The organism is Pseudoflavonifractor capillosus (genome assembly GCF_016902575.1).
In the GTDB taxonomy this organism is placed as follows: Bacteria; Bacillota; Clostridia; order Oscillospirales; family Oscillospiraceae; genus Enterenecus; species Enterenecus capillosus_A.
In genome coordinates this window covers 43,900-70,438 of record NZ_JACSNZ010000003.1, presented here as the reverse complement: position 1 = coordinate 70,438, position 26,539 = coordinate 43,900, and the positions used below count along the sequence as shown (strand labels likewise).

Annotated in this window: 27 protein-coding genes; 24 read left to right on the top strand and 3 right to left on the bottom strand. The window is 59.7% G+C overall.

The genetic code is table 11. The features are described from left to right. Positions 1-94: 94 nt before the first annotated feature. Positions 95-1,987 carry a PT domain-containing protein gene (locus tag H9X86_RS02035; protein ID WP_204899927.1) on the bottom strand — a complete coding sequence of 631 codons (1,893 nt, stop codon included), beginning with the start codon at positions 1,985-1,987 and terminating at the stop codon, positions 95-97. 145 nt (positions 1,988-2,132) lie between these two features. Beyond that, positions 2,133-2,375, bottom strand: coding sequence for a hypothetical protein (locus H9X86_RS02030; RefSeq protein ID WP_204899926.1), 243 nt, complete (start codon positions 2,373-2,375; stop codon positions 2,133-2,135). Between the two features lie 4 nt (positions 2,376-2,379). Between H9X86_RS02030 and H9X86_RS12975 the strand changes: the two genes are divergently transcribed. Then, positions 2,380-2,454 carry a helix-turn-helix domain-containing protein gene (locus H9X86_RS12975; RefSeq protein ID WP_204899970.1) on the top strand — a complete coding sequence of 25 codons (75 nt, stop codon included), beginning with the start codon at positions 2,380-2,382 and terminating at the stop codon, positions 2,452-2,454. A gap of 727 nt (positions 2,455-3,181) precedes the next feature. Here H9X86_RS12975 and H9X86_RS02020 read toward each other — a convergent pair. Then, complete coding sequence (locus H9X86_RS02020; RefSeq protein ID WP_204899925.1) at positions 3,182-4,081, bottom strand: RluA family pseudouridine synthase; 900 nt, start codon at positions 4,079-4,081, stop codon at positions 3,182-3,184. Between the two features lie 130 nt (positions 4,082-4,211). Between H9X86_RS02020 and H9X86_RS02015 the strand changes: the two genes are divergently transcribed. The 23 genes from H9X86_RS02015 (at position 4,212) to murA (ending at position 26,535) form a co-directional block, all read left to right on the top strand. Then, positions 4,212-4,487 carry a YabP/YqfC family sporulation protein gene (locus H9X86_RS02015; protein WP_204899924.1) on the top strand — a complete coding sequence of 92 codons (276 nt, stop codon included), beginning with the start codon at positions 4,212-4,214 and terminating at the stop codon, positions 4,485-4,487. Positions 4,488-4,491: 4 nt separating this feature from the next. After that, positions 4,492-5,739: a sporulation protein YqfD gene (locus tag H9X86_RS02010; RefSeq protein ID WP_204899923.1), complete on the top strand. Its 1,248-nt coding sequence runs from the start codon at positions 4,492-4,494 to the stop codon at positions 5,737-5,739. Positions 5,740-5,742: 3 nt separating this feature from the next. Continuing rightward, positions 5,743-6,753, top strand: a complete 1,011-nt coding sequence (locus H9X86_RS02005; RefSeq protein ID WP_204899922.1) for a PhoH family protein — start codon at positions 5,743-5,745, stop codon at positions 6,751-6,753. Continuing rightward, positions 6,746-7,240 carry an rRNA maturation RNase YbeY gene (ybeY, locus tag H9X86_RS02000; RefSeq protein WP_346011410.1) on the top strand — a complete coding sequence of 165 codons (495 nt, stop codon included), beginning with the start codon at positions 6,746-6,748 and terminating at the stop codon, positions 7,238-7,240. Before H9X86_RS02005 ends, ybeY begins: the two co-directional genes overlap by 8 nt. A 27-nt stretch (positions 7,241-7,267) precedes the next feature. Next, positions 7,268-7,822 carry a hypothetical protein gene (locus H9X86_RS01995; protein WP_204899920.1) on the top strand — a complete coding sequence of 185 codons (555 nt, stop codon included), beginning with the start codon at positions 7,268-7,270 and terminating at the stop codon, positions 7,820-7,822. A gap of 67 nt (positions 7,823-7,889) precedes the next feature. Continuing rightward, positions 7,890-8,786, top strand: a complete 897-nt coding sequence (era, locus tag H9X86_RS01990) for a GTPase Era (RefSeq protein ID WP_204899919.1) — start codon at positions 7,890-7,892, stop codon at positions 8,784-8,786. Between the two features lie 193 nt (positions 8,787-8,979). After that, positions 8,980-9,483: a GNAT family N-acetyltransferase gene (locus H9X86_RS01985; RefSeq protein WP_204899918.1), complete on the top strand. Its 504-nt coding sequence runs from the start codon at positions 8,980-8,982 to the stop codon at positions 9,481-9,483. Further along, on the top strand, positions 9,474-10,250 hold the full coding sequence (gene recO / locus H9X86_RS01980) for a DNA repair protein RecO (RefSeq protein ID WP_204899917.1): 777 nt from the start codon (positions 9,474-9,476) through the stop codon (positions 10,248-10,250). The genes H9X86_RS01985 and recO overlap by 10 nt, the downstream gene beginning before the upstream one ends. Further along, positions 10,234-12,618, top strand: coding sequence for an endonuclease MutS2 (locus tag H9X86_RS01975; protein WP_204899916.1), 2,385 nt, complete (start codon positions 10,234-10,236; stop codon positions 12,616-12,618). Before recO ends, H9X86_RS01975 begins: the two co-directional genes overlap by 17 nt. 175 nt (positions 12,619-12,793) lie before the next feature. Then, positions 12,794-13,057 (top strand): HPr family phosphocarrier protein, encoded by a 264-nt coding sequence (locus H9X86_RS01970; RefSeq protein WP_204899915.1) that lies wholly within the window; start codon positions 12,794-12,796, stop codon positions 13,055-13,057. 115 nt (positions 13,058-13,172) lie between these two features. Further along, complete coding sequence (gene uvrC / locus H9X86_RS01965; RefSeq protein ID WP_204899914.1) at positions 13,173-14,993, top strand: excinuclease ABC subunit UvrC; 1,821 nt, start codon at positions 13,173-13,175, stop codon at positions 14,991-14,993. A 7-nt stretch (positions 14,994-15,000) separates the two neighbouring features. After that, positions 15,001-15,546, top strand: coding sequence for a 16S rRNA (guanine(966)-N(2))-methyltransferase RsmD (rsmD, locus tag H9X86_RS01960; RefSeq protein WP_204899913.1), 546 nt, complete (start codon positions 15,001-15,003; stop codon positions 15,544-15,546). 3 nt (positions 15,547-15,549) lie between these two features. After that, a complete protein-coding gene (gene coaD, locus H9X86_RS01955; RefSeq protein ID WP_204899912.1) occupies positions 15,550-16,041 on the top strand; it encodes a pantetheine-phosphate adenylyltransferase in 492 nt (163 codons plus the stop codon). Positions 16,042-16,053: 12 nt separating this feature from the next. Beyond that, positions 16,054-16,566 (top strand): hypothetical protein, encoded by a 513-nt coding sequence (locus H9X86_RS01950; RefSeq protein WP_204899911.1) that lies wholly within the window; start codon positions 16,054-16,056, stop codon positions 16,564-16,566. 258 nt (positions 16,567-16,824) lie between these two features. Continuing rightward, on the top strand, positions 16,825-17,241 hold the full coding sequence (locus H9X86_RS01945; RefSeq protein WP_204899910.1) for a division/cell wall cluster transcriptional repressor MraZ: 417 nt from the start codon (positions 16,825-16,827) through the stop codon (positions 17,239-17,241). A gap of 3 nt (positions 17,242-17,244) precedes the next feature. Further along, positions 17,245-18,177 carry a 16S rRNA (cytosine(1402)-N(4))-methyltransferase RsmH gene (gene rsmH, locus H9X86_RS01940; protein WP_204899909.1) on the top strand — a complete coding sequence of 311 codons (933 nt, stop codon included), beginning with the start codon at positions 17,245-17,247 and terminating at the stop codon, positions 18,175-18,177. Positions 18,178-18,201: 24 nt separating this feature from the next. After that, complete coding sequence (locus H9X86_RS01935) at positions 18,202-18,735, top strand: hypothetical protein (protein ID WP_204899908.1); 534 nt, start codon at positions 18,202-18,204, stop codon at positions 18,733-18,735. Positions 18,736-18,872: 137 nt separating this feature from the next. Then, positions 18,873-21,281: a penicillin-binding transpeptidase domain-containing protein gene (locus tag H9X86_RS01930; protein WP_243416785.1), complete on the top strand. Its 2,409-nt coding sequence runs from the start codon at positions 18,873-18,875 to the stop codon at positions 21,279-21,281. Continuing rightward, positions 21,247-21,795, top strand: coding sequence for a hypothetical protein (locus tag H9X86_RS01925; RefSeq protein ID WP_204899907.1), 549 nt, complete (start codon positions 21,247-21,249; stop codon positions 21,793-21,795). The genes H9X86_RS01930 and H9X86_RS01925 overlap by 35 nt, the downstream gene beginning before the upstream one ends. Before the next feature lie 31 nt (positions 21,796-21,826). Further along, a complete protein-coding gene (gene mraY / locus H9X86_RS01920) occupies positions 21,827-22,813 on the top strand; it encodes a phospho-N-acetylmuramoyl-pentapeptide-transferase (RefSeq protein ID WP_204899906.1) in 987 nt (328 codons plus the stop codon). A gap of 62 nt (positions 22,814-22,875) precedes the next feature. Next, positions 22,876-24,102: an FtsW/RodA/SpoVE family cell cycle protein gene (locus H9X86_RS01915; protein WP_346011409.1), complete on the top strand. Its 1,227-nt coding sequence runs from the start codon at positions 22,876-22,878 to the stop codon at positions 24,100-24,102. A gap of 10 nt (positions 24,103-24,112) precedes the next feature. Beyond that, positions 24,113-25,222, top strand: a complete 1,110-nt coding sequence (murG, locus tag H9X86_RS01910) for an undecaprenyldiphospho-muramoylpentapeptide beta-N-acetylglucosaminyltransferase (RefSeq protein WP_204899905.1) — start codon at positions 24,113-24,115, stop codon at positions 25,220-25,222. Between the two features lie 59 nt (positions 25,223-25,281). Then, positions 25,282-26,535: a UDP-N-acetylglucosamine 1-carboxyvinyltransferase gene (murA, locus tag H9X86_RS01905; RefSeq protein WP_204899904.1), complete on the top strand. Its 1,254-nt coding sequence runs from the start codon at positions 25,282-25,284 to the stop codon at positions 26,533-26,535. Positions 26,536-26,539: the final 4 nt, after the last annotated feature.

Here is a 26,539-nt window from a genome sequence, read left to right as displayed (position 1 = left end):
TGAATACGAAACAAAGAGCCGCCCCAGCGTTCTTTATGGGAAGAACGCTGGGGCGGCTTATTTATCCTGTGCGTCCACGGTATGGACAGCTGGATTACTTGCGATTATTTTTCTGGCGCACGTAAACGGTGACAGCCAACAAAGCGGCGGCGCAGACCACCACAACCACGATCCAAACCATCATGTTGTTGGAATCGCCGGTGGGGGGCACGCCGGGGGCCTGAGTGCCGGACTGAGTGGGCTGAGCAGTGGGCTGGTTGGTGGGCTGAGCGGTAGGCTCGGTTGCAGGCTGGGCAGCCCCGCACACAGTGCACACGCCGTTTTGATAGCTGTGGGGCAGCTTGGCGATGGCAGTGCCCTTGGCCACCACTGCGCCGCAGTCCTTACACACGGTATCGCCGGTATACCCTTCGGCGGTACAGGTGGCATCCTTGGCACCCACGATCTGGGTATGGGTATGGCTGCACTCTGTGGTGTCCTTGTAGGCCAGCACATAGGTGGAGAACTTGTCGGTGTCAAAGCTCACAGTGCCGGTGGCGGCATCATAGGAACAGGGAAGGGTCTCGGCCTGGCCATTGTGGACTCGCACGATTTCATAGCTGCGTGTGACATCCTGGTTGTCGTTGACCAGCTCCTGGGGGACGGCCAGTTCCAGGGTGACGGGGGCGGCCAGTTCAGAAAGCACGGTGGCCGACGGATCGGCAGTCAGCTTCTTGGACAGGGTCAGATCCAGATAGGCACCAATCTGGCTTCCGGCGTCCAGGGCCTGGGTGACTTTCTCCAGCTCCTGGGCATCAGGAGCGGTTTGCTCCTCCACGGTGAGGGTAACCTGGGCGGTGGCTCCAAACCGCAGCTCATTGAGATCTTCCTGCATCAGACTATTGGACAGATCTTCAGGGCTGTTGTCAATGGTGAGCTGAGGGACACCATCCTGGGCCTGTACCTCCGTGGTCACCTGATAGGGGTCAATGCTGAACAGGATGAAACCAACCATCCGAACCTCATTGCCGTCCTGGATGTAGCAGTTATACATCTGGGCATCCGCAGGGGTGTCGTTGTCCTGTTTGGTGACAGTAAGAGAGCTGGTGGTGCCAAGTTCCGTTTCCTGACCCGCCATATCGCTGGAGGTCCAGCGGTAGCTCACCTGGCCATTGGTGGAGGCGGCATTCACATTCATGGTCACCTGTTCTCCAGCTTTGGCAACATACATATAGCCCCACTCAAAGGGCTGGGGAGTGGTGGTGTTGATGATGGGAGCTACGGTGAGCGTGTCCATGGGATAGACCTGGTAGGACACATACTCGGTGATGTTGCCGTCGCTGACTTCGCAGACATACATCTCAACGCCTGCGCTTTTCTGGAAGGTACAGGTATTGGTGTCATTGTCCAACACCTGGGGCATCTCGCCGCTATACAGCAGGGTGCGAGTCCAGGTATAGGTCAGGTTGGCGTCTTCCAGGGTGGAATCGGCATTCACAGTCAGGGTGATGGGATCACCCACGGAGGTGTTGAAAATCTGATAGTAGTAGCCCTCATCATCCAACTGGGAGGCAGGGGTGGAGGTACCGGAAACGGTGAGTGTGTTTTCCTTCAGCTGGAACTCCATGACAGCGGAGTTGGTTTCATCCACGGTGACGGTGCATTGATACGCATTCACACCAGTGTAGTTGAATTGATAGGACGAAGATGTGGCCTCAGGGATGGGGACATAATCAGAGCCGTCCGAACGAGAGCTCCACGCATAGGAGACCCGGTCAGCCTCCACGGGCTGGTCATCCAGGGTGACATCGTTGATGCTCAATGTGACGCTCTCGCCCATCTTCACAGCCACAGGCTCCCAATAATACTGGCCGTTCACCTCTGGCGTATAGCTGATGACCCCGCTGGTGTCGGGCTGCTCAGTTTCCGCAGCGAAGACAGTTGCCGGCAAGGCAGAAATCATCAGGCAGGCAGCTACCAACAGGGAAACCCATGTTTTCCTTTTCAATGCAAAAACCTCCTTCTCGTTACCGGAGGAGGAATACAGTATTCCAGCATCCGGCGTATTCCCTGCAAAACACTTGCAGGGGGATTATGGTAAAATCATAATACTTTTGGACGGGCAATACAAGGGGTGTTTCTGGTTTTCTATGCTAATTTGCGGTTGCCTTGTTGGTGTATAAGATGATCTCCTTCTTTTTGCCCTTGGCATACCGCAGGGTGGTGGCAGCTCCGCCCCAGTCGTGGGTGACGTAGGCCACCACCACATCAGATCGCTGTACCATCCACTGGTTGCGCTTGGAAATGGCAAAGCGGAGTGGGACGGACTCCAGGAGTGGGTATACGCTGTCGTCATAACCGAAACCGTCCATCTCTCCCTGAAGATAGGCTCGCACTAAGTTGTGTTTCCTTTTGAATTGCCAACCGGGGGATTTGGTGGAGTATATTCCAGATGAAGGGGATGCACCCAAGTAAGTAAGGACTTTCAGGCTTGCCTGCCTGGGTGGGACGCTCCCCGCTGGGGGTTCCTTTCTGCTGCCAGAAAGGAACCAAAGACCACCAAAGGCGGGGCCTTCCCCCGCCTTGTGGAATCCACCCCGCCGGTACAGGGTGGCAATGCGTCCCATGCCTCACGGCCCGGATAGTCTTCTGCTGCTCCTGCTGATGCCACTACACCAGGCTACCATGGCAGCTGGCCCTAGGGACTGGGTGGTTTCCCTGATCCGGGCCTTTTTCCGGCATAGCGGCTGTTCTCAGCCGCCGATACCCTGGCTTTCCGCAGCAGGAAACCGCTGCAACCCACCAGGCCCTCAAATCTGGGGGTAGCGGCCTCCGCCCGGCCGCTGTCGGCCGGGTGCACCACAAGTAGGGCCGAAATCGGTAGAGTGACGTATCATTCCAACCGTTACTGAGTGGGATGGAATGTTTGTCTTGCTTGTATGGAATACGCCCTTCGGCCCGGTCTGGAAAGCAGCTCCGCACAGCCTTCGATCAGCGGGGTGGATTCCATAAGGAGGGGTAAGGCCCCTCCTTTGGCGGGTTTTCGTCCATTTTGCCCGGTCAAAATGGACCCCAGCGGAGCGCGTCCCCCTTGCCAGGCTGGCATGGTGAACCCAGCCCCCTTGGAGAGGGGCACCCTCAGTCAGTGCGTTGCAAAATCAAAAACATGGATGCAGAACACGCTGCATCCATGTTTTTTTGCTTATCGGAACACCCGGTTAAAGTCCCGGGGCATCTTGGCCTTGAAGGTGGTGGGCTGTCCGGTGACAGGGTGGACAAAGGACAGCTCATTGGCGTGGAGGCACAGCCGCCCGATGGGGTTTGTGCGGGCATTATACTGCTTGTCCCCGGCAATGGGACAGCCTCGCTCCTTCATGTGGACACGGATCTGGTTTTTGCGCCCCGTGTCAATGGAGATATCCAGCAGAGAGTAGCCGGAGCCGGACTTGATGACCTGGTAATTGGTGATGGCCTCCTTGGCCCCGGGGCCGGGGTCGCCGGAGAAGATCATGTGGGTCTTGGTCTCCACCAGATAGGTGCGGATGGTGTCCTGCTCGGGACGGGGGGTGCCCTCCACCACTGCCAGGTAGCCCCGGCGGGTGATGATGTCGTTCCAGCGGGACTGGAACAACTCCTTGGTGGCCTCGTCCTTGGCGAACATCAGCACCCCGGAGGTGTCCCGATCCAGTCTGTGGATGACAAAGATCCGGTTGTCGATGTGCTGGGTTTTCACATAGTCGGTGACCATGTGGTAGGCGGTGCGCACCTTTTCCTTCTCGTTGCCCACGCTGAGGAGCTTGGCAGGTTTGTTGACCACAATCAGGTGCTCATCCTCAAAGAGAATGGGGAAGGGCAGGGCCTCCTGGCGGGGAGCGGACACGGAGAGAATGGTCACCACCTGTCCGGGGTTGAGGGGGGTGTCGAACTGGGAGGTGGGACGGCCGTCCACGGTCACCAGCTTGCGGGAGAGCAGGGATTTGACATTGTTGCGGCTCTTTCCCTTGAGGGTGGAGAGCAGGAAGGGGAGCAGGGTGGTGGATTCCGCTACGGTGTAGCTGGGCTCCCGGCTCTTGTCCCGAAATTTGGGGCTTTGATGTTGCATGGATGTTGTACCGCCTTTTCTTCACATTTTTCTATACTCTATCACAACAGGGACCAAATGTCCACGGAAATCCCGGTGGGACAGGCAAGTGCTGGGACATTTGTTCATAGAGTTTCCAGAGGTGATGGACATGGAGAAGAAGCAGAGCCTGTTGGAGCGGGCCTCCCGGATGCTGGATGTGCCGGGGGATGTGTTGGCAGGGCTGCCACGGCTGGAGCTGATTGGGGACGGTGAACTGCGCATGGAGCCCCACCGGGGCATTCTGGCCTACGGGCCGGAGGAGATCCACATCTCGGCGGGCAAGCTGCTGGTGATGGTGCGGGGGGAGGGGCTGGAGCTGCGGGCCATGAACCCCACCCAGCTGCTCATCACCGGGCGCATCACGTCGGTGGAGCTGACGAGGTGAGGACATGAAGAAATGGTTCAACTTGCTCTTTGGATACGGGGTGCTCCAGATCACCGGGGCGTTTCCGGAACGATTTTTCAACCTGTGTGCCCAATATCGCCGGGGATTTTGGCATCTGCGCTGGCTGGACGCCCACACGGTGCAGGTGCGGGTGCATTTGGCAGACTTATCAGAGCTGGAGGAGCTGGCCCAGCGGTGCGGGTGTACCCTGGAGGTGCTCTCCCGCCGGGGCGGCTTGGCGCAGCTGCAACGGCTGTCCAAACGGTGGGGGTTTATGCTGGGGCTGGGGCTGTGCCTGCTGGCGGTAAGTGTGCTGAGCCGGTTTGTGCTTGTGGTGGAGGTGGTGGGCAATGAGACGGTGCCCTCTGCCGTTATTTTGACTCAGCTGGAACGGCTGGGGGTGCGCCCTGGGGCCTACGCCCCCTCCATCTCCCAGCGGGAGGTGGCAAATGAGGCCCTCACAGCCCTGCCGGAACTGTCGTTTATGGCCATCAACGTCTACGGCACCCGGGTGGTGGTGCAGGTGGAGGAGGCGGAGGAGAAACCGGAGTTGCTGGATCAGTCCACCCCGGCGGACATTGTGGCCACCGCCGACGGCATCATTGAGGACATCCAAACTTCCGCAGGCCAGGCGCAATTTGTGGACGGAGACATCGTGGCCAAGGGTGAGGTGCTCATCAGCGGCACCATTCCCCTCTACGAGCAAAACATCGACAAGCCCTATGCCGGAGATCTGGTGGTACATGCCACGGGCACGGTGACCGCCCGCACCTGGCGCACCCTGGAGGAGCGACTGCCCCTGACAGTACCCACAAAGGTGTGGGGTGAGGAGAAAAAGACCAGCTATCGCCTGACCATTGGGGGGATGAAGCTGGATTTTTTCAAAAACAGTAGCATTTTCCCAGAAGGGTATGGTAAAATAACCAGTACAGAGTATCTGGAACTGGGCGGCTACACCTGGCCGGTGTCCTGGACCACCACCACCTACCGCAATTATACGGTGGAGCAGCAGGCAGTGGATCCCCAGTTGGGGGAGGAACTGCTGAAACAACTGCTTGAGCAACGGTTGGAGCGGCTGTTGGAGGAGGGACAGGGAGAAATCCTCCGACAGGATTACGTCACCCGTGTGGAGGGAGATACCCTGGTGGTGACTCTGGCGGCGGAGTGCCGGGAGCAGATCGGCCGCACCGTGGAACGGCCCGGGGAGACCGGGCACACAGAACCGGAAACCCAAGATGGGGAGGAATCTTAACAAATGACAGAGCAATCCATCAGCATTGAACGGATGGAAGAGGCCATCAATCTCTTCGGCCTCTTTGACGAGAATGTCCGCATCATCGAGCAGGAGTTGGGGGTCACGGTGGTGAACCGGGAGTCCAGCCTGAAGATCTCCGGGGACGGAGAGGCCGTGATGTGGGCGGTGAAGGCGGTGCAGGGCCTTCTCTCCCTGTCTGCCAAGGGAGAACCCATCAACCAGCAAAATGTCCGCTATATCATCGAGCTGGTGCGGGCGGGCAATGAGGACAAGATCGCCCAGCTGGCCGGGGACGTGGTATGTGTCACCGCCAAGGGCAAGCCCATCAAGGCCAAGACCGTGGGCCAGAAAAAATATATCGACGCCATCAAAAATAACACCGTGACCCTGGGCGTTGGCCCTGCCGGTACCGGTAAGACCTACCTGGCGGTGGCCGCTGCGGTGGCTGCCTTCCGGGAAAAGCAGGTCAACCGCATCATCCTCACCCGTCCGGCGGTGGAGGCGGGGGAGCGGCTGGGCTTCTTGCCCGGTGACTTGCAGTCCAAGGTAGACCCCTACCTGCGCCCCCTGTACGATGCCCTGTTTGACATGCTGGGAGCGGAGACTTACCAGAAGTATCTGGAGCGGGGCAACATCGAGGTGGCTCCTCTGGCTTATATGCGTGGCCGCACCCTGGACGACAGCTTTATCATCCTGGATGAGGCCCAGAACACCAGCAGGGAGCAGATGAAAATGTTCCTCACCCGTATGGGCTTTGGCTCCAAGGTGGTCATCACCGGCGACGTGACCCAGATCGACCTGCCCGCTGACAAGACCAGCGGCTTGAAGGAGGCCATGCGGGTACTCCAGGGGGTGGAGGACATCGCCATCTGTCCCCTCACCGACCAGGATGTGGTGCGCCATGTGATCGTCCAGCGCATCATCAAGGCCTATGACGACTACTATCACACCAATCAGCCCCCCAAGGATAAGGGGAGCGACAAGCAGGGAAGGAGGAAGTCCCGTGGCTGAGGAACATGAGATCTCCATCTCCGCCGAGGTGGAGGGGGCGGACAGTGAGGCCACTTGCCAGCTGATCCGCTCCACCATCGCCACCGCTCTGGCGGAGGAGGGGGTGGAGGTGCCCTGCGAAATTGACGTGCTGCTTACCGACGATGAGGGCATCCACGCCATCAATGTGGAGATGCGGGGAGTGGATCGCCCCACCGACGTGCTCTCCTTCCCCATGTTTGACCTCACCCCCGGGGAGAAGCCCCAGGCGGACTGGGCAGACCCGGACAGCGGCTGTGTGCCTCTGGGTGATATGGCCCTGTCCCTGGAGCGGGTGGCGGCGCAGGCCCAGGAGTACGGCCACAGCCGGGAGCGGGAGCTGAGCTACCTGGTGGTGCACTCGGTGCTCCACCTGCTGGGCTATGACCATCTGGATGAGGGAGAGCAGAAGGTCCAGATGCGGGCCAGAGAAGATGCCATCATGGAGGTTGTCGGTCTGACTCGATGACCAGGACAGAAAAAAGGAGGATGCACCATGAAGAAATTGCTGATGTTATCCGCTGCCACCCTGTGCGCCGGACTGCTTCTCACCGGGTGCACGGCCTTTGTGACCAAAACCGAAGTGACCACTGAGGAGAAGGTGACCATCCTGGAGCCCATTCAGACTCCGGAGCCCATGGGACAAACAGAGGTGTTTGATGCCCTGGCGGGAGAGAGCATTCTGGGTGTGGTGATTATGAATCCCACCCAGGAGGAGTTGGAACTGGCTAAAAACGTAGACCAGGTATTCCCCGACCAGGAGTACGGGGAGTATATGCTCATTCTGCCCAAGCTGCCGGGGAGCACCATCACCTTGCAGCAGCTGACCTATGACTATGACACGGGAGAGGTCACCGGGGTGGAGGACATCCACACCACCAGCGGCACGGACCCGGTGGCCATGCTGGTGCAGCAGGACATTCCCGAGGGCTTTCCCACCCTGCGTGTGGTGGTGGAGGCCCAAGGCCGCACCGGAACCTATGACCTGAGCTTTTACGGCAAGGGGGACGGACGGCGGGATTTCTATATTATGTGGGAAAGAGAAGGGTAACCTCTCTTCCAAATATAAACGGCCATTGTTCAATGCCGATACCAAAGAAAGTTGAGGATCATCTACTATGTCACAAATCAAGAAAAGCGGAATTATTACCATTGTGGGCCGCCCCAATGTGGGCAAGTCCACCCTGACCAACACTCTGGTGGGGGAGAAGATCGCCATTGTCTCCTCCAAGCCCCAGACCACCCGCAACCGTATCTGTGCCATTTTGAACCGGGGTGACACCCAATTCGTCTTTGTGGACACCCCCGGCCTGCACAAGGCCCGTACCCGCCTGGGTGACTACATGGTGAAGGTGGTGCGTCAGTCGGTGGCGGACGTGGACGGGGTGATGCTGCTGGTGGAGCCTGTGGATCGCATCGGCCCCGCCGAGCAGGAGCTTATTGCCCGCATCAAGGCTCTGGGCGCGCCCGCCGTGCTGGTCATCAATAAGATCGACACCATTGAGAAGGAGAAGCTGCTCTCCGTCATGGCCGTATACGGTCAGGCTTACCAATGGGACGCTGTGATGCCCATTTCCGCAAAAACCGGGGAGGGTGTGGAAGAATTGCTCACCCTGCTCTCCGGCTGGATCCCCGAAGGGCCTCAGCTGTTCCCCGACGACGTGGTCACTGACCAGCCCGAGCGGCAGATCATGGCGGAGATCGTGCGGGAAAAGCTGCTGCGCAACCTGGATCAGGAGATCCCCCACGGCACCGCCGTGGAGGTGACCCGATTTACCCAGCGGGACGACGACATCATCGACTGCCATGTCACCATCTACTGTGAGAAGGAGTCTCACAAGGGCATCATCATTGGCAAAAAAGGTTCCATGCTCAAGAAGATCTCCACCCAGGCCCGGGAAGATATGGAGGCCTTTATGGGCGCCAAGGTGTACCTGGAGACCTGGGTGAAGGTCAAAGAAAACTGGCGGGATAATATCAATCTCATCCATAACTTTGGTTATACCGAGGACTAACAAGATGCTTGCATCTTGTTGAAGAAATTCCCACACATAAACCACCACATCCCCTCTCACCCTAAGGGTAGAAAGGGGATGTGACCTGTGGAGAGCTATGGAAACTGGGAACTGTTTTGGAAGACCGGATTGCCTGAGGCGTGGCTGATGACCCGCTGGGAGCGTCCGGGGATAGAGAAAGAAGGGAGCACACATGCTCAAACGCATCACCCAAGTGGAGCCGTGGGTGGTTCAGGGCCAGATGGAACTGTACCGGGAGTCCATGGCCCAACTGGCTCGCCATTTTGAGTCACCTCAGGCCATGGAGCGGGCCTACGAGGACTTTTTGAAGGAATTTGTCACCCATTCTGACCGGATGGTGCTGGTGGAGGAGATAGACGGAGCGTGGGTCAGTGGCCTGCGCTGCGTGGAGAGTGCACCGGGAGTCTGGTATCTGGAGGCTCTGGAGACGGCGCCCCAGGCCCGGGGCCAAGGCCGGGCCAAGCAGTTGCTTCTTCACACCCAACAGCTGCTCACCCAACAAGGGGCCCAGGAGCTGTTCAGCCTCATTGGTCCGGAGAATACCGCTTCCATTGCCACTCATGTGGCCTGTGGATTTGCCGCCACACAGCGGGAGCCCATCAACTGCTGGGGGGAGGAGCACCCGGGAGACATTTTGTACGCCTGGCAGCCGGAAGGAGCGAAACCATGTACCTGACCACCACAGCCCTGGTGCTGCGGGAAGTGGAATACAAGGAGTCGGATAAGCTGCTCACGGTGCTCACCCCGGAGCAGGGGAAACTCACCCTGTCCGCTCGGGGGGTGCGTAAGAAAAAGGACGCCACTGCCGCTGCCTGCCAGCTGCTCACCTGGGGGGAGTTCACCCTCTCCCAGCACCGGGGGCGCTGGCTGGTGCGGGAGGCCACCACCCAGCGGGCATTCCGTGGGGTGCGGGAGGACTTGGATAAATTGGCCCTGGGCAGCTACTTTGCCCAAGTCACCGAGACCCTGTGTGAGGAGGAGCAGCCCGAACCGGAGCTGCTCTCCCTGACCCTCAACGCCCTCCACGCCCTGGACCAGATGGCGGTACCGCTGAAGCTGGTGAAAACCGCTTTTGAGTGGAAGGCCATGGCCCTGGCGGGCTATGAGCCCATGGTGGGGGAGTGCGGGGTGTGCGGCTGCGAAGGGCCGGAGGAGCCCTGCATCCATTTGAGAGAGGGAATGCTTCACTGTAAAAGCTGCCGGGAGAAGCTGGGGGACGGGGTATCCATGCCCCTGACCGGAGCGGGTGTGGCGGCGCTGCGTCACATTGTGTGGGGCAACCCCAAGCGGCTGTTCTCCTTCTCCGTGGATGACAACTCCCTGGAGCGGCTGGCCCAGGCCTCGGAGGCCTATCTCATGACCCAACTGGAACGAGGATTTCATACCCTGGACTTTTATAAGTCCTTGACCATGGAGACAACGACATATGACAGAACTACTTGAAAAATCCATACAGACCCTGGAGCTGCCCCGGGTGCTGGCTATGCTGGCCGACGAGGCGGTGACGGAGGAGGGAAAAGAGGTGTGCCGCAAGGTACGGCCCCAGACCCTGGTGCCCGATGTGGCCCGGCTGCAAAAGCAGACCTCAGCGGCCTTTCAAATGCTGGTCAAGCACGGCACTCCCTCCTTTTCCGGGGTGCGCCCAGTGTCCGCTGCTTTGCAGCGGGCAGACCGGGGCGGCAGCCTGAACACCCGGGAGCTTCTGGACATTGCTCAGGTGCTGCGCTGCGCCCGCTCTGTGCGGGAGTACGGGGTGGGGGAGAGTACCGAAAAGACGGTGCTGGACGGCTATTTCCACAGCCTGTCCCCCAACCGATTTTTGGAGGAGAAGATCAGCGGCTCCATCCTCAGCGAGGACGAGATCGCTGACTCTGCTTCCCCGGAGCTGGCGGACATCCGCCGCCATATTCGGGCGGCGGCAGGTAAGGTGCGGGATGTGCTCAACCGGCTCATCTCCTCCAACCAGTCCAAGTATTTGCAGGAGTCCATCATCACCATGCGTGGGGGCCGCTACGTGGTGCCGGTGAAGAGCGAGCACAAAAACGAGATCCCCGGCCTGGTCCACGACGTGTCCGGCTCCGGCGGCACTTTCTTCATCGAGCCCATGGGGGTGGTCAACGCCAACAATGAGCTGCGAGAACTGCAAATGAAGGAGCAGAAGGAAATCGAGCGCATTCTGGCGGAGTTGTCCGCAGACTGCGCCGGATTCCGGGAGGGCATCGAGGACAACTACCGTACCCTCATCGCCCTGGACGTGATTTTTGCCCGGGCCAAGCTGTCCACCCACATGGGGGGCATGGAGCCGGTGCTGGGGGATTTCATCGAGCTGAAAAAGGCCCGTCACCCCCTGCTGGACCCGAAAACCGCCGTGCGCAACGACCTGTATCTGGGCAAAGAGTTTGATACGCTGGTCATCACCGGCCCCAACACCGGCGGTAAGACGGTGACTTTGAAGACGCTGGGCCTTTTGACCCTCATGGCCCAGTGTGGCCTCCACATCCCCGCCATGGACGGCTCCACCATCCGGGTGTGTTCGGCGGTACTGGCGGACATCGGAGATGAGCAGTCCATTGACCAGTCCCTGTCCACCTTCTCCTCCCACATGACCAACATCGTGGCCATGCTGGAGCAGCTGGACGATACCACTCTGGTGCTCTTCGACGAGCTGGGGGCTGGCACCGATCCGGTGGAGGGCGCAGCCCTGGCCGCCGCCATCATCGAGTCCGCCCGTCAGCTGGGGGCCCGGGTGGCAGCCACCACCCACTATGCGGAGCTGAAGGTGTACGCCATGACCACCGAAGGGGTGGAAAATGCCTCTTGCGAGTTTGACGTGGACACCTTGGGCCCCACCTACCGGGTGCTCATCGGTATTCCCGGCAAGTCCAATGCCTTTGCCATCTCCCGCCGCCTGGGACTGCCTGACTACATCATCCAGCGGGCGGCGGAGCGGATCGATGCGGAAAACGTCCGCTTTGAGGATGTCATCAGCCAGCTGGAGCGGCAGCGTCAGGCCATGGAGAAGGAGAAAGAGCTGGCCCAGGAGCTGCGCCGGGATATGGAGCGCACCAAGGCCGAGGCAGACCGCTACCGGGAACGCATCGAGGAGGAGCGGCGAAAAGCCACTGAGAAGGCCCAGGCTGAGGCCCGAGCCATCATCCAGGAGGCCCGGGACACTGCCGATGCGGTATTTAAGGAACTCAATGCCATGCGACGCCGCCAGGAGAAGGCCAAGGAATGGGTGGACGACAACCAGCAGCGGTCCGATTTGCGCCGCACCCTCAATGAGGCGGAAAACGCCCTGGGCGCTGACCATCAAGACATGGAGTCCCCCGCCCCCACCCGTCCGGCGGTGATGGGAGATATGGTGGAGGTGCTCAAAACCCGCACCCAGGCCCAGGTGGTGGGGGTGAACAAGGACGGCACGTTGCAGCTCCAAGCCGGAATCCTGAAGATGAAGGCCAAGCAAGAGGAGGTGCGGGTGCTGGAGGAGGCCACCGTCCGGCACAAGCAGAGCCAGAAGGACAAGGCCCGCAAGGCCGCTGTTACCCGCCCCTTCCGGGCCGCTGCTGCCAAGGCGGAACTGGATCTGCGGGGCATGATGGTGGATGAGGCGCTGGCTGCTGTGGATCAATTTTTGGACAATGCCCTTATGGGCAAGCTGGAGACCGTGACCATCATCCACGGCAAGGGTACGGGAGCTTTGAGAAAGGCGGTGCGGGAGCACCTCAAGCACAGCCGATATGTGAAATCTGCCCGGCCCGGGGCCTACGGAGAGGGAGAAGACGGGGTCACCATCGCCACCCTGAGGTAGGCCAACAGGGACAGATCGAGTGGAACAGAGGTGCTTTTCACCAAACTGTCCCCTGCGATTTGTTCAAAATGCTGTTGACGATACCATCCAAATTTGATATGCTAGGAATGCAAATATTTTCGGGGAAAGCGCGGGAAGTCAATCCCCCAATCCAAGAATATGGAGGGACCCTCTTATGGTAACGAAAGAGACTGTTGTGAACAATCAGGTTGGTCTGCACGCTCGTCCGGCCACCTTCTTTATCCAGAAAGCCAACGAATTCAAGAGCTCCGTGTGGGTGGAGAAGGAGGACCGCCGTGTCAACGCCAAGAGCCTGCTGGGCGTGCTCTCTCTGGGCATCGTCAAGGGCACTGCCATCACCCTCATCGCCGACGGCCCCGACGAGGAGGACGCAGTGAACGCTCTGGTGGAGCTGATCAACTCCGATTTCTCTGAGTAAGCCAGACAGATAAAAGCGCCGCTCACAGCGGCGCTTTTTTTCATCCTGTTGGGAAAGTACAGCTTTCCCCCAAAAGAAGAACCACGCCTGTTTTGTTTCCTATGGGAGGGTATGTATGACCTTTGAAGAGCTGCGGGACAAGGCCCACGGACTGCCCTTAAAGCCGGGGGTATATATCATGCAAAACGCCGCCAGCGAAGTGATCTATGTGGGCAAGGCCAAGGCACTGAAAAACCGGGTCAGCCAGTACTTCCAGGACCAGAGCCGCCACAACGAGAAGACCCGGGCCATGGTGGCTCAGATCCACCACTTCGATGTGATCGTGGTGCAGTCGGAGTTTGAGGCTCTGGTGCTGGAGTGCGCCCTCATTAAGCGCCATCAGCCCCGGTATAACATCCTGCTCAAGGACAGCAAAGGCTACCCCTATATCCGCCTGAGTGTGCAGGAGGAGTACCCCCGCTTTTCTTTGAGTACCAAGGTGGCCCGGGACGGAGCACGCTACTTTGGCCCCTACGGCACCCGTGGGGCCAGCCAGGGCATCATTGATGCGCTGCTCTCTGCCCTGCGCCTGCCCACCTGCCGGCGGAAATTTCCCCGGGACATCGGCAAGGAACGGCCTTGCCTCAACTTCCACATGGGTACCTGCGACGGCTACTGCCGACCGGACATGGACCAGAGCCAGTACCGACTGGGCATTGACCAGGCGGTGCAGCTGCTGGAGGGCAAGCTGGATCAGGTGGTGGGAGAGTGGACAGAGAAGATGGAGCAGGCCGCCGAAGATCTGCGCTTTGAGCGGGCGGCCCAGTACCGGGACCGCATCCGGGCGGTGCAGCTGCTGGCCAAACGGCAAAAGGCGGTGGTGGGCTCTCTGGCGGACACCGACGTGGTGGGCTATCACCGGGGGGAGGCCAAGAGCTGTTTTGTGGTGCTCCACTATGTGGATGGGGAACTGGCAGCCAAGGACTGGCAGCTCCTCCCTCTGCCCATGGAGGAGGATGTGGGGGAGAGCGTGGCCACCCTCACCGCCCAATATTACCAGGGGCGACAGGCCCTGCCCCGGCAGATCCTTCTGCCTGTGGACTTTGACGGGCAGGTGGAACTGGCCCGGATGCTCACCCAGGCGGTGGGACGGAAGGTGGAACTGCTCACCCCCCAGCGAGGCGGGAAAACCGAACTGGTGGCCATGGCCAACCAAAATGCCGCCGAGGAGGTGCAGCGGGCCACCACCGCTCAGGAGCGCACCTCCAAACTCATGGAGGCTCTGGGCAGGCTGTTGGGGCTTCCAGAGCCGCCCCACCGGATGGAGGCCTTTGACATCTCCAACAGCGGCAATGCAGACATTGTTGCCTCCATGACCGTGCATGTGGACGGCAGACCGCTGAAGCGAGATTACCGCCACTTTATTCTAAAGGGGATGGAACACGCCGACGACTACGCCTCCATGGAGCAGGTCATAACACGGCGGTTCCAGCGCTATCTGGACGGGGACGAGAAGTTCGGCGAGCTGCCCGACGTGCTGCTGATGGACGGCGGCGTGGGCCAGGTGGGGGCGGCGGTGTCCGCCCTGAGCAAGCTGGGACTGTCCATCCCCATCTTCGGCATGGTCAAGGACGACCGCCACCGCACCCGGGCTTTGGTGGACGCAGCGGGGCAGGAGATGGGCTTGCAGCAAAATCAGGCCCTCTTCGCCCTCATTGGCCGCATCCAGGAGGAGACCCACCGGTTCGCCATTGAATTTCTACGCTCTCGCCAGGGAAAGCGGATGAAGGGTTCGGTGCTGGACGAGATTCCCGGTGTAGGCCCCACCCGTAAGGCGGCGCTGCTCAAGGGCTTCAAGAGCATCAAAGCCATCCGGGAGGCTACATTGGAGCAGCTGAGAGAAGTGGTGCCCAGCAACACCGCACAGGCGGTGTACGACTATTTTCAAAAGGAGTGAATTTCCCATGCGAGTGATTACAGGGACTGCCCGGGGAAAACACCTCAAGGAGCTGCCCGGTATGGACACCCGCCCCACCACCGACCGGGTGAAGGAGGGGTTGTTCAATATCATCCAGTTTGATATTCCCGGCAGAAGGGTGCTGGATCTGTTTGCCGGCACCGGACAGCTGGGCATTGAGTGCCTGTCCCGGGGGGCAGCCTGGTGCGATTTTGTGGATCGTGCTCCCGCTGCCATGGCCATTGTGCGGGACAATGTGAAGGCTTGCAGACTGGAGGATCGGGCTGCCTTTTACCAGACCGAGTTTGATGCCTTCCTGGCCAGCGCCAAGGGGCCGTACGATTTGGTGTTTTTGGACCCGCCCTATGCCTCTGATTGCATAAAACGTGCCCTGGAATCCATGACGGCGATTGACATTGTGTCGAGAAATGGTATAATAGTATGCGAGTCTCCAGCAGATGCTGTGTTGCCGGAGCTTGCGGCCCCCTACGAGAAGGGGCGGGAGTACCGGTACGGGAAGATCAAGCTGACCCTATACCGCAGGAGTGTGTGACCCATGAAACGAGCCATTTACCCCGGCAGCTTTGACCCTGTCACGCTGGGGCATTTGAATATCATCAAGCGGGCGGCCGCCATCTTTGACGAGCTGATCGTGTGTGTGATGGTCAATTCCAGCAAAAACGGGATGTTTACCCCCGAAGAGCGGGTGGCCCTCATCGAGAAGGTGACAGAAGAGCTGCCCAATGTGAAGGTGGACTGCTCCCGGCAGCTGCTGGCCGACTACGCCAGAGAGCACGGGGCCAAGGTGGTGGTCAAGGGCCTGCGGGCGGTGTCCGACTACGAGTCGGAGATTCAAATGGCTATGATCAACGCCAAGCTGTATAAGGAGCTGGACACCGTGTTTTTGTACACCAGTCCCAAGTACGCCTACCTCAGTTCCACTGTGGTAAAGGAAATGGCACGATACGGGGCAGACCTTTCGGATTTTGTCCCGAGACAGATTATTACACAGGTTCAAAACAGGGTGAATGAAGCTCTGGAACGGTAAGGAGGAATAACCATGGCAACTCCAGTGGAAGAATTGCTGAATATGCTGTTTGATATGGTGGATGAGGCCCGGAATGCGCCCCTGAGCTCGGAGAAGTGCATCATCGAGCGGGACAAGGCTCTGGATCTCATCGAGGATGTGAAGGCCCAGCTGCCCGTAGAGCTGGCTGAGGCCCGCAAGGTGCTCAACAACCGCAACGAGCTTCTGTCCGGTGCCAAGCGTGAGGCAGAGGAGCTGCAAAAGCGGGCGGAGAACGAGGCTCGCCGCCTCATCAGCGAGACCGAGATCACAGCCGCAGCCCGCAAGAACGCCGCTGAGATGACGGCGCAGGCTGAGCAGAAGTCCAAAGAGATCCGCATGGCAGCCAACAAGTACTGCGATGACGTGATGCGCCGGGCTGAGGAGGCTTTGGGCGAAGCCCACACCGAAATGCGCCGGGTCCAGGCCAAGTTCCGGGAGGCTCTGGGCATGTCCAGCGGCTCCACATCTGCCAACCGCGCCTATGACGCTGAGGCAGACCAATAAGAGTGATTTGAATGGAGGATCGCAGAATGATGCACGTTCTGCGATCCTCCATTTTACTCCAATGTGGACTGGTAAAGATTGATAACAGCTCGAAAAGTGAGTTATTTTGCTAATAGAGAAAAAATAAGTGGCTTAATCCATGAAAATATACATGAAAACTTCATATTTTTCCAAGAAAAAAGTCCTTGCAATTTCACACAGAGGGATGTATACTAGGAATACATTGGAGTGAATTGGAGTGAAATGGAGGGAATCGGGATGACGGGCACCTACGAGCATAGTCTTGATAGCGCCGGTCGTCTCATTGTGCCCGCCAAGCTCCGTGAGGAGCTGGGCTCCCAGTTTTACCTGGCTGTGGGGGTGAAGGAGAACCTGACCTTGTACCCCATGGCTGCGTGGAACAAGCTCCAAGAGCGTGTGGCCAACCTGACCACAGCGCAGGCAGCCTCCATGGATGTGTTTTTCGCTTCCGCCCAGCTGTGTGAGCCGGACAAGCAGTGGCGATTTCAGGTGCCCTCTTATTTGAAGGACTACGCCAAGATTGATCGGGATGTGGTGATTACCGGCAACAACGACCGGGCCCAGATCTGGAGCGCAGAGAACTGGAAGGCCAAGACCGAGCAGCAGCTCAATCCCGAGCACATTGCGGCACTGCTGGAAGGACTGGGGATTTGATCCATGGAATACACACATAAATCCGTATTGCTCCACGAGTGTCTGGAGGGCCTGAACATCAAGCCGGAGGGCATTTATGTGGACGGTACATTGGGCCGGGCGGGGCACTCTCGAGAGATTGCCAAGCGCCTGACCCGTGGTCGCCTCATCGGCATTGACCGGGATGCAGCCGCCCTGGAGGCGGCGCCGGCCCGATTGGAAGGGCTCATGGATCGGGTCACTCTGGTGCGTGGGAACTTCAGTCAGGTGGGGGAGATCCTCCACAAGCTGGGAATACCCGGCGTAGACGGTATGCTTTTTGACCTGGGCGTGTCCTCCCCGCAGCTGGACGAGGCAGCCCGTGGTTTTTCCTATTTGCAGGACGCCCCGCTGGACATGCGGATGGATCAGTCCGCCCCCCTCACCGCCTATGATGTGGTCAACGGGTGGAGCCAGGAGGAACTCCGTCGCATTTTGTGGCAGTACGGAGAGGAACGGTATTCCGGCCCCATCGCCGCCGCCATTGTGCGGGAGCGGGCCAAGGCCCCCATCAAGACCACGGTGGAGCTGGCGGACCTCATTCGCAGCGCCATGCCGGCCAAGGCGTGCAGAGAAAAGCAGCACCCGGCCAAGCGTTCTTTCCAGGCCATCCGCATCGCTGTCAACGATGAGCTGGGCGAGGTGGAGCGGATGCTGGAGGGTGCGCTGGACCTGCTTAACCCCGGCGGGCGGCTGGCCATCATTTCCTTCCACTCGTTGGAGGACAGGCTGGTGAAGACCGCCTATGCGGGATGGTCTAAGGGCTGCACCTGTCCCCCGGACTTTCCGGTGTGCGTGTGTGGCAAGACCCCCAAAGTGCGTTTGGTGGGGAAGAAGCCCATCGTATCAGCCCCAGAAGAACTAGAAGAGAATCCAAGGGCTCGCAGTGCCAAGTTGCGTGTGGCTGAGAAGCTGTGAGTTAAGATAAAGGAGATATTCACTATGGCAACCCAGCGCAAAGTCAGACAATATGCCACCTATGGCAATGTGGCTTACAAGGTAGACAGCGCCGCTCAGCCCAAGGAGCGCAGACGTGCCCAGCAACCCCGTCGGCCCCGGGTGCAGCCCCGGGAGCGGGTGGCTACCCGGCCTCAGGTTCAGGTACGAGCCCAGAGTGCAGTGGCTCCCTTCACCATTGTGGGATTTGTGGCAGCCATTGCCTGTGCATTTCTGTTGGTGATGGGCAGCGCCCAGCTGGCCGCCGTCAATGCCCAGACCGTGGAGCTGCGCTCCACCCTGTCTGAGCTACAGGAAGAGAAAAAAACACTGATGGCCCAGTATGAAAAGACCTTTGACCTGACGGCGTTGGAGCGGCAGCTCACCGCTGACGGTTCCATGGTGGAGGCGGGTGCAGGCCAGACGGTCTACCTGGATCTCTCCCAGGGAGACAGCGTTGTGTACTATGAGGAGGCCCGGCAGGGTGTCTCCGGCCTGATTCGCCAAATCGAGGAATTTCTGAGCGGCGTACTGTCATAATGGCCGCCCCAGAACACATACAATGAAATGCGGACATAGAGAAGATGAGGGGCGTAAGAAAACAGTGATTGGTTTCTTACGCCCTTCTTGTCCCGATGCGCCGCCCTGTCAAACAGCAAAATAGGAGCGAATGTCTCATGGGAAAACCCAAACAGAATTCAGGCCGCATGTCCGGCCAAGGGAACCGAAGCCTCTTCCGCCGCACGATCTTTCTTCTTGGGGTGGTAGGGGTACTGGCTTTTGTGCCGCTGGTGGCACAGCTGGTGAAGCTGCAGCTGTTCCAGCATGACTACTGGGAAGAGCGGGCCGCCAACCAGCAGACCCGGGATGTGGCGGTCAATGCCGGACGTGGCACCATCTACGACAGCCAGGGCCGCACCCTGGCCCGCTCCGGCACCGTCTACCAGCTCATTCTATCCCCCAGAGACGTTCTGGCTTCTGTGAAAGAAGAGAACTACAAGGATGAAGCGGGTAACCTGGATGAGAGCGCCTACCAAAAGGCGGTGAAGGAAAAGCGGGAGCTTATCGTGGACGGCCTGGTGGAGCTGCTGGGTCTGGATGAGGATAATCTGTGGAAGCGTATTGAATACACCGATTCCGCCTATGACGTGTTGGTCAAGGAGATGGAAGAGGAAGACACCGCCGAGATCCGAACCTTCATCAGCGAGAACAGACTCTCCTCCATGCTCTATCTGGCCCCTTCCAGCAAGCGGTATTATCCCTACTCGGCAGTGGGCAGTCATATTCTGGGCTTCATGGCTTTCACCGAGGACAGCGGCAGCGTGAAGGTGGGCGCCCAGGGCATAGAGGCCCTGTACCAGGACGTTTTGTCCGGCGCCACCGGACGTGTGGTGACCTCCAAGACCGGTGTGGGCACCGAGATGCTCTCCTCCTATGAGGAGTACATTGACGCAGAAAATGGCGGCAACCTGCACCTGACCTTGGACAGCAGCATTCAATCCATGCTGGAGCAGACTCTGTCTGAGGGCATTGAGACTTATAACGTGCAAAACGGCGGCTTCTGCATTGCCCTGGACCCCTCCACCGGAGCGGTGTTGGGGATGGCCAGCAGCCCCAACTTTGACCCCAACGACTACGCCAGTGTCATTGACCATAACCTGCTGGATCAGCTCAAGAGCCTGGCTGAGGAGTATGGCGCCGACAGTGAGGAATATCAGAAGGCAGCCAGCGACGCTCTCAACCTGCAGTGGCGCAACAAGGCCCTCAACGACACCTATGAGCCCGGTTCCACCTTCAAGCCTCTGGTGGTGGCCGCCGCTTTGGAGGAGGGCATTATCTCCGAAGACGACCACTTTTACTGCAGCGGCGGTGAGCAGGTGGGGGACTGGTTCATCACCTGTCACAAGAAGGAAGGACACGGGGATCAAACGGTGAGCCAGGTGCTGGAGAACTCATGCAACGATGCCATGATGCAGATCGCCGCCAAAATGGGGCCGGAGATGTTCTGGGATTACCTGGAGAGCTATGGACTCTTTGACTCCACCGGCATTGACCTGTACGGTGAGGGCACCAGCGTGTTCTGGCCCGGGGGAGAGGAGTTCTTCACCAGCATCTACGCTGCAACCTCTTTGGCCACCGCTTCCTTTGGTCAGACCTTCAAGATCACCCCCATCCAGATGGCCACCGCCTTTGCCTCAGTCATCAACGGCGGCCACATGCTCCAGCCCTATCTGGTGCAGTCTGTCAGTGATGACGACGGCAACAACGTCTATTATCATCAGGTGCAGGAAAAGCGTCAGGTGATCAGCGAGGAGACCTCTTCCACCATACGCACCATGCTGGAGAAAGTGGTGGCCCAGCCCAAGGCATCGGGCCGCAATGCCTACATGGCAGGCTACCGCATCGGCGGTAAGACGGGTACCTCCCAGAAGCGAGACGAGACCACGGGCAACCTGATCTGCTCCTTCATGGGCTTTGCCCCTGTGGATAACCCTAAGGTGCTGGTGCTGCTGGCCTTTGACTCCCCGGAGCGATCCTCTCCCAACTCCAACTATACCCCTTCCGGCACCTATATCAGCGGCGGTAACATTGCCGCTCCGCTGGCAGGTCAGCTGATTGCGGATATTTTGGACTACATGGGTGTGGAGAAGCAGTATACCACCGGTGAGCTGGAGGCCGCCGACACCACCATGATCAATGTCACCGGCTACGAGCTCACCGTGGCCAAGGGCATGCTCACCGACCGTGGCATCCGCTGCCGCACGGTGGGCAGCGGCAACACCGTCACCGGGCAGCTGCCCCAGAGCGGTGTGACCATTCCCGGCAGCTCCACCGTGATCTTGTATCTGGGGGAGGAAGTGCCCACAGAAAAGATCACAGTCCCCGATGTGAGCGGATTGAGCCCCTCGGAGGCCAAGAATACACTGGAGGAGATGGGCCTGTTTTTGCGGGCCACCGGCGTGACCAGCGACGGAAGTGCCATGGAGGCACTCAGCCAGAGCATCGCCTCCGGAACACAGGTAGCACCGGGAACGGTGGTGGAAGTGAGGTTTGTTAGCAGTGTTATCGACTACGCCGATCAGTAGCACAGACCCCATTGCCGTGGTTGGACGGAAAAACACCGCCACGGCCAGCCTGCTGCGCCGTTTGACAGGAGCGCAGGTGGTGGAGCTGACGCCCTATGAGGCTATTATGGGCCAGAGAGAAGGGGAACGGTTCCAGGCCGTGGTGGTGGAAAACTTCGAGCCACGGGATCGTCGTACCCTGTCCCCCTGTGCTGTGGCCCGGTGGGAGTTGGCCCAGAAGGCCCATGTGACGGTGGTGGCCCTGGACGATGGCGAGGGACGGCGCACCGCCCAAGCCATGAAGGGCAGGGTGTTTGCCTACTCCGATGGGCGGCCCCAGGCGGACTTGACTGCAAAGAATGTGTGCCTGCGCCACAAAAGAGTGGAATTTGAGGCACTGACCCATAACGACCTGTTGCGGGTGCGGGCGCCCCAGGGCCAGAACGGCCTATATGAGAGCCTGGCTGCACTGGCCACGGCGGTGGCGCTGGGAATGCCCCTGCACCAGGCGGCCCAGTGTTTGAGTTTGGCGTAGATACAAAAGAGAGTGTGGAGGTTTTGAAACCATGATGAGTTTAGCAGCGGCGGCCACCGCCTTTTTGGTCACAGCGGTGGTGGGGAAGTTTTTGATTCCCGTGCTCCGAGCCTTGAAGGCGGGGCAGTCCATCAAAGAAATCGGCCCCAACTGGCATATGACCAAGCAGGGGACTCCTACCATGGGCGGCATCATGTTCATGGTGGGCATCACCGTGGCGGTGCTGGTGTTCTGCTGGCAGGATATGGCCCAGGGAGACTGGTCGGCCCTTATCGTGCTGGTTTTGGCTCTGATCTACGGCGGCATTGGCTTCATTGACGACTTCGCCAAGGTGCGCAAGCATGAAAACACCGGGCTTACAGCCGGGTGGAAGCTGCTGCTGCAGCTGGCGGTGTCCGTGGCCTTTTTGGCCCTGATGCGCCACTTCAACTACCTCTCGCCCAATTTGTACATCCCCTTTGCCAACATTACCATCCCCTTGCCCTGGGCGGTGTATCTGGTGTTTGCCGCCTTTGTCATGGTGGGGAGCGTCAACGCTGTCAACCTCACCGACGGCCTGGACGGTTTGGCGGGAACTGTGACCCTGCCGGTGGCCATCTTCTTCTCCCTGCTGTCCGCCTGGTGGGACAAGGGCAGCGTAGGAGTGTTTGCCGCCGCTCTGGCCGGGGGCATCCTGGGCTTCCTGGTGTACAATTTCTACCCCGCCAAGGTGTTTATGGGGGACACCGGCTCCCTGTTTTTGGGTGGTGCTGTGTGTGCCATGGCTTTTGCTGTGGATGCACCCCTCGTTCTCATCCCCGTGGGTATCATCTACATCGCTGAGACCATGAGCGACATTATTCAGGTGACGTACTTTAAGCTCACCCACGGGAAACGTATCTTCCGCATGGCTCCCCTCCACCACCACCTGGAGCTGGGGGGATGGACGGAAGTGCGTATCGTACTCACATTTGCCGCCATCACCGTGGCCTTCTGCCTGCTGGCTTTTGCCGGCGTGATGTACCGCTACGGCGCATAAGTGAGGGGATTTCCCATCTAGCGTAAATTTTGCCCCATATTTCTCTGGAAGGAGGCACACCAGTGCGAAAAAAAGCCAAACGAGATCTGACCATAGAGCAGCAGCTGGCCCGCGGCCCGCTGGACCTGCCCTATCTGGCCCTGGTGCTGCTGCTCACTGCCATCGGCCTGATTATGCTCCTCTCCGCCTCTTATGCCTCCGCCTACTATAACCTGGAGGCCAGTGTGGACACCGGCGGAAATCCCTACTACTACTTTATGGGACAGCTGAAATTCGCTGTGGCAGGCATTGTCATCATGTATGGGGTGTCCAAGTTCGACTACCAGCGGTGGCGTCTGCTGTCGGTGCCAGCCCTGCTGGGAAGTATTTTTTTGCTGATCCTGATCTTTACACCTCTGGGACGTTCCAGTAACGGCGCCCGGCGGTGGCTGAATTTGGGCTTCTCCTTCCAGCCCTCGGAGCTGGTAAAGGTGGCGGTGATCCTCTTTTTTGCCGCCCGACTGTCCAAACGCAAGGACCAGATCAAGGCTCCGCCCAAAAAGTGGAACCGCCGTACCCGCCTGGGACGGATGGGAGAGTTTGCCGAAAACATCGGCCTGCTGGAGCTGATCCCCTACGGGACAATTCTGGTCATCATTCTGTTTTTGCTATATCTGCAACCCCATATGTCGGGTATGATCCTGGTGTGCTCAGGGGCGGCGGCGGTGCTGTTCGCCTCGGGCATTCGACTGTACTGGTTCGTGGGTGGCGGTGCCCTGGTGGCCACGGCGTTGGCCTTCGTCATCACCCAGACCGATTACATGAACGCCCGCATCCAGCTGTGGCTGGACCCCCTCAGCGATCTGCAAAACGGCGGCTACCAGCTGTGGCAGTCCCAGATCGCCATTGGCTCCGGTGGCCTGCTGGGCCTGGGGCTGGGCAACAGCCGCCAGAAGTACATGTTCCTGCCTGAGGAGCACAACGACTTTGTCTTTGCCATTGTCTGTGAGGAGCTGGGGCTGATCGGCGCCTGCCTGATCATTGCCCTCTTTGCGCTGCTCATCATTCGGGGCTATTGGTTGGCCCTCCACGCTCGGGATCGGTTCGGCAGCCTGCTCATCGTGGGCATCAATACCCAGCTGGCGGCCCAGATCATCTGCAACATCGGCGTGGTTACCGGTGCCATACCTACCACCGGCATCTCGCTGCCCTTCTTCAGCTACGGCGGCACCGCTCTGGTGGTGCAGCTGGCAGAAGTGGGGCTGATTCTGGCGGTGTCCAGGCAGATCGTAGCACCCAAGGTAGAGTAGGAGGAGACACATGAAGGTACTGTTTACCTGCGGCGGCACCGCAGGGCACGTCAATCCAGCTCTGGCGGTGGCCCAGACCTTTGAAAAATACCATCCCGGTTGCCAGATCCTGTTTGTGGGGGCGGAGAAGGGGATGGAGAAGCGCCTGGTGGAACAGGCGGGCTATCCCATCCGGTGTGTGAAGGTGTCCACCTTTGAACGGCAGATGAGCTGGAAGGTGCTGCGCCATAACTTCAAAAGCGTATTCAAGGTGCCGGTGGGCCAGTGGCAGGCATCCCGTATCCTGCACCAGTTCAAGCCGGATCTGGTGGTGGGCACCGGAGGCTATGCCTCCTTCCCCGCTGTGCGGGAGGCCACCCGTCTGGGCATCCCCACCGCCATCCACGAGTCCAATGCCTACCCGGGTCTGACCACCCGAGTGCTGTCCAAGCGGGTGGATCTGGTGATGGTGGGCTTTCCCGAGGCGGCGGCCTTCTACTCCCACGCCAAAAAAGTAGCGGTGACGGGCACTCCGGTGCGGGGGGCCTTTTTCCGTCTGAACCGGGAGCAGGCCCGTCGAGAGCTGGGACTGGAGGATGACAAGCCCCTGGTGGTGTCCTTCTGGGGCTCTCAGGGCGCACGATATATGAACCAGATGACTGAGAACTTTGTGGAGAAGTGGGTGCATGATGGTCGCCCCTTCCACTATATTCACAGCGCTGGCCGGGACTACCAGGCCATGAGCGAACATCTTCAGGGCCGGGGAATATCTGTCACCGACCAGGAGGTGCGCCCCTACATCGACAACATGCCCACGGTGATGGCAGCCGCCGACCTGGTGATCTGCCGAGCCGGGGCTTCCACCCTGGGTGAGCTTACCGCCATGGGCAAGCCTGCCATGCTGGTGCCCTCTCCCTATGTGGCAGCCAACCACCAGTTCAAAAACGCCAAGGTCCTGGCTGACCGGGGCGCTGCCCAGCTGGTGGATGAGAAGAGCTGCTCCGGGGAACAGATCTACCAGATGGCGGCCCAACTGCTGGGTGATGCCCAGCGGCGGGGAGAGATGAGCCGGGCCATGAAGGAACTGGCCACCCCCCGGGCGGCAGAGGATATTTACCAGGCTTTGCAGCAAATCCTTTAACCCCATTGCCCTTCCTTTCATAGAATGCTCCAAGGAAAGCGTGAAAGGGAGGCATTTCGATGAGTGTGATATACATACAAGGTGGAGGACCCCTGGAGGGGAAGTGTCAGGTTCAGGGGGCGAAAAACAGTGTGCTTCCCATCCTGGCTGGCTGCCTGCTCACCCGGGAACCGGTGGTGATCCGCAACTGTCCCCATCTGTCCGACGTGGACGCCGCCGTGGACATCCTCCAACACCTGGGGGGCTGCTGCGTGTGGCAGGGGGACACCTTGGTGGTGGACACCTCCGGTGTCTGCCGTCCCTCCATCGACCAGGGGCGGATGCAGGCCATGCGCTCCTCCATCATCTTTTTGGGCCCCATGGTGGCCCGGATGGGGGAGGCCACCCTCACCCATCCCGGTGGGTGCGAGCTGGGGCCACGCCCCATTGACCTGCATCTGTCCGCCTTAACCGCCATGGGCTGTGAGGTGGAGGAGCAAGACGGGCACATCACCTGCCGGGGTCGGCCTCGGGGCGGGGTGGTGTCTCTGGCCTTTCCCAGTGTGGGAGCCACGGAAAACGCCATGCTGTGCGCCGTGGGAGCCAGGGGCGACACCACCATTGTCAATGCCGCCCGGGAGCCGGAGATCGTGCAGCTCCAGGAGTTTGTCAACGCCCTGGGGGGAAGCGTGTCGGGTGCAGGTGGAAGCGTCATCACCATCCAGGGCGGATGTACGCTCCATGGAGGTGAGGTCTCCATTTTGGGGGATCGCATCGTAGCTGCCACCCTTCTCTCCGGCGTAGCGGCCACTGGGGGAGAGGTGAAGCTGGAGGGCGTGGATTGGCGACACCTGTCCACGGTGCTCCAGTTGTTTGAGCAGGCGGGGTGCCGGGTGCGCAGTGGGCCTGGCTCCATCTGGTTTCGTCGCAGCCGGGATGTCCCCATGAAGGCGGCACCGCCCATTTCCACTGCCCCCTATCCCGGGTTTCCCACCGATGCCCAGCCGGCAGTCATGGCGGCCTTTGCCACCGCCCGGGGAACCACCATTTTTCAGGAGAACATGTTTTCCCGCCGCTTTGGACATGTGAAGGGCCTGAGAGACATGGGGGCGGATATTTCGCTTCAGGGCAGCGGGGCGTGGGTGCGGGGTGTGCCCCGGCTCCACGGGGCTGCGGTCACCGCCACCGACCTGCGGGGCGGCGGCGCCCTGGCGGTAGCGGCCCTGAGTGCCCAAGGCGAGACGGAACTGTCCGGACTGGAGCATATTGACCGGGGCTATGAGGGCCTGGAGGAGATGTTCTCCCGGCTAGGCGCTCGGATGGAGCGCAGATAAATTT

Coding starts and splice junctions, on each gene's coding strand:
- H9X86_RS02020 (WP_204899925.1), bottom strand. CDS start 4,081: ATGCAACATCAAAGCCCCAAATTTCGGGACAAGAGCCGGGAGCCCAGC.
- H9X86_RS02015 (WP_204899924.1), top strand. CDS start 4,212: ATGGAGAAGAAGCAGAGCCTGTTGGAGCGGGCCTCCCGGATGCTGGAT.
- H9X86_RS02010 (WP_204899923.1), top strand. CDS start 4,492: ATGAAGAAATGGTTCAACTTGCTCTTTGGATACGGGGTGCTCCAGATC.
- H9X86_RS02005 (WP_204899922.1), top strand. CDS start 5,743: ATGACAGAGCAATCCATCAGCATTGAACGGATGGAAGAGGCCATCAAT.
- H9X86_RS01995 (WP_204899920.1), top strand. CDS start 7,268: ATGAAGAAATTGCTGATGTTATCCGCTGCCACCCTGTGCGCCGGACTG.
- era (WP_204899919.1), top strand. CDS start 7,890: ATGTCACAAATCAAGAAAAGCGGAATTATTACCATTGTGGGCCGCCCC.
- H9X86_RS01985 (WP_204899918.1), top strand. CDS start 8,980: ATGCTCAAACGCATCACCCAAGTGGAGCCGTGGGTGGTTCAGGGCCAG.
- recO (WP_204899917.1), top strand. CDS start 9,474: ATGTACCTGACCACCACAGCCCTGGTGCTGCGGGAAGTGGAATACAAG.
- H9X86_RS01975 (WP_204899916.1), top strand. CDS start 10,234: ATGACAGAACTACTTGAAAAATCCATACAGACCCTGGAGCTGCCCCGG.
- H9X86_RS01970 (WP_204899915.1), top strand. CDS start 12,794: ATGGTAACGAAAGAGACTGTTGTGAACAATCAGGTTGGTCTGCACGCT.
- uvrC (WP_204899914.1), top strand. CDS start 13,173: ATGACCTTTGAAGAGCTGCGGGACAAGGCCCACGGACTGCCCTTAAAG.
- rsmD (WP_204899913.1), top strand. CDS start 15,001: ATGCGAGTGATTACAGGGACTGCCCGGGGAAAACACCTCAAGGAGCTG.
- coaD (WP_204899912.1), top strand. CDS start 15,550: ATGAAACGAGCCATTTACCCCGGCAGCTTTGACCCTGTCACGCTGGGG.
- H9X86_RS01950 (WP_204899911.1), top strand. CDS start 16,054: ATGGCAACTCCAGTGGAAGAATTGCTGAATATGCTGTTTGATATGGTG.
- H9X86_RS01945 (WP_204899910.1), top strand. CDS start 16,825: ATGACGGGCACCTACGAGCATAGTCTTGATAGCGCCGGTCGTCTCATT.
- rsmH (WP_204899909.1), top strand. CDS start 17,245: ATGGAATACACACATAAATCCGTATTGCTCCACGAGTGTCTGGAGGGC.
- H9X86_RS01935 (WP_204899908.1), top strand. CDS start 18,202: ATGGCAACCCAGCGCAAAGTCAGACAATATGCCACCTATGGCAATGTG.
- H9X86_RS01930 (WP_243416785.1), top strand. CDS start 18,873: ATGGGAAAACCCAAACAGAATTCAGGCCGCATGTCCGGCCAAGGGAAC.
- mraY (WP_204899906.1), top strand. CDS start 21,827: ATGATGAGTTTAGCAGCGGCGGCCACCGCCTTTTTGGTCACAGCGGTG.
- murG (WP_204899905.1), top strand. CDS start 24,113: ATGAAGGTACTGTTTACCTGCGGCGGCACCGCAGGGCACGTCAATCCA.
- murA (WP_204899904.1), top strand. CDS start 25,282: ATGAGTGTGATATACATACAAGGTGGAGGACCCCTGGAGGGGAAGTGT.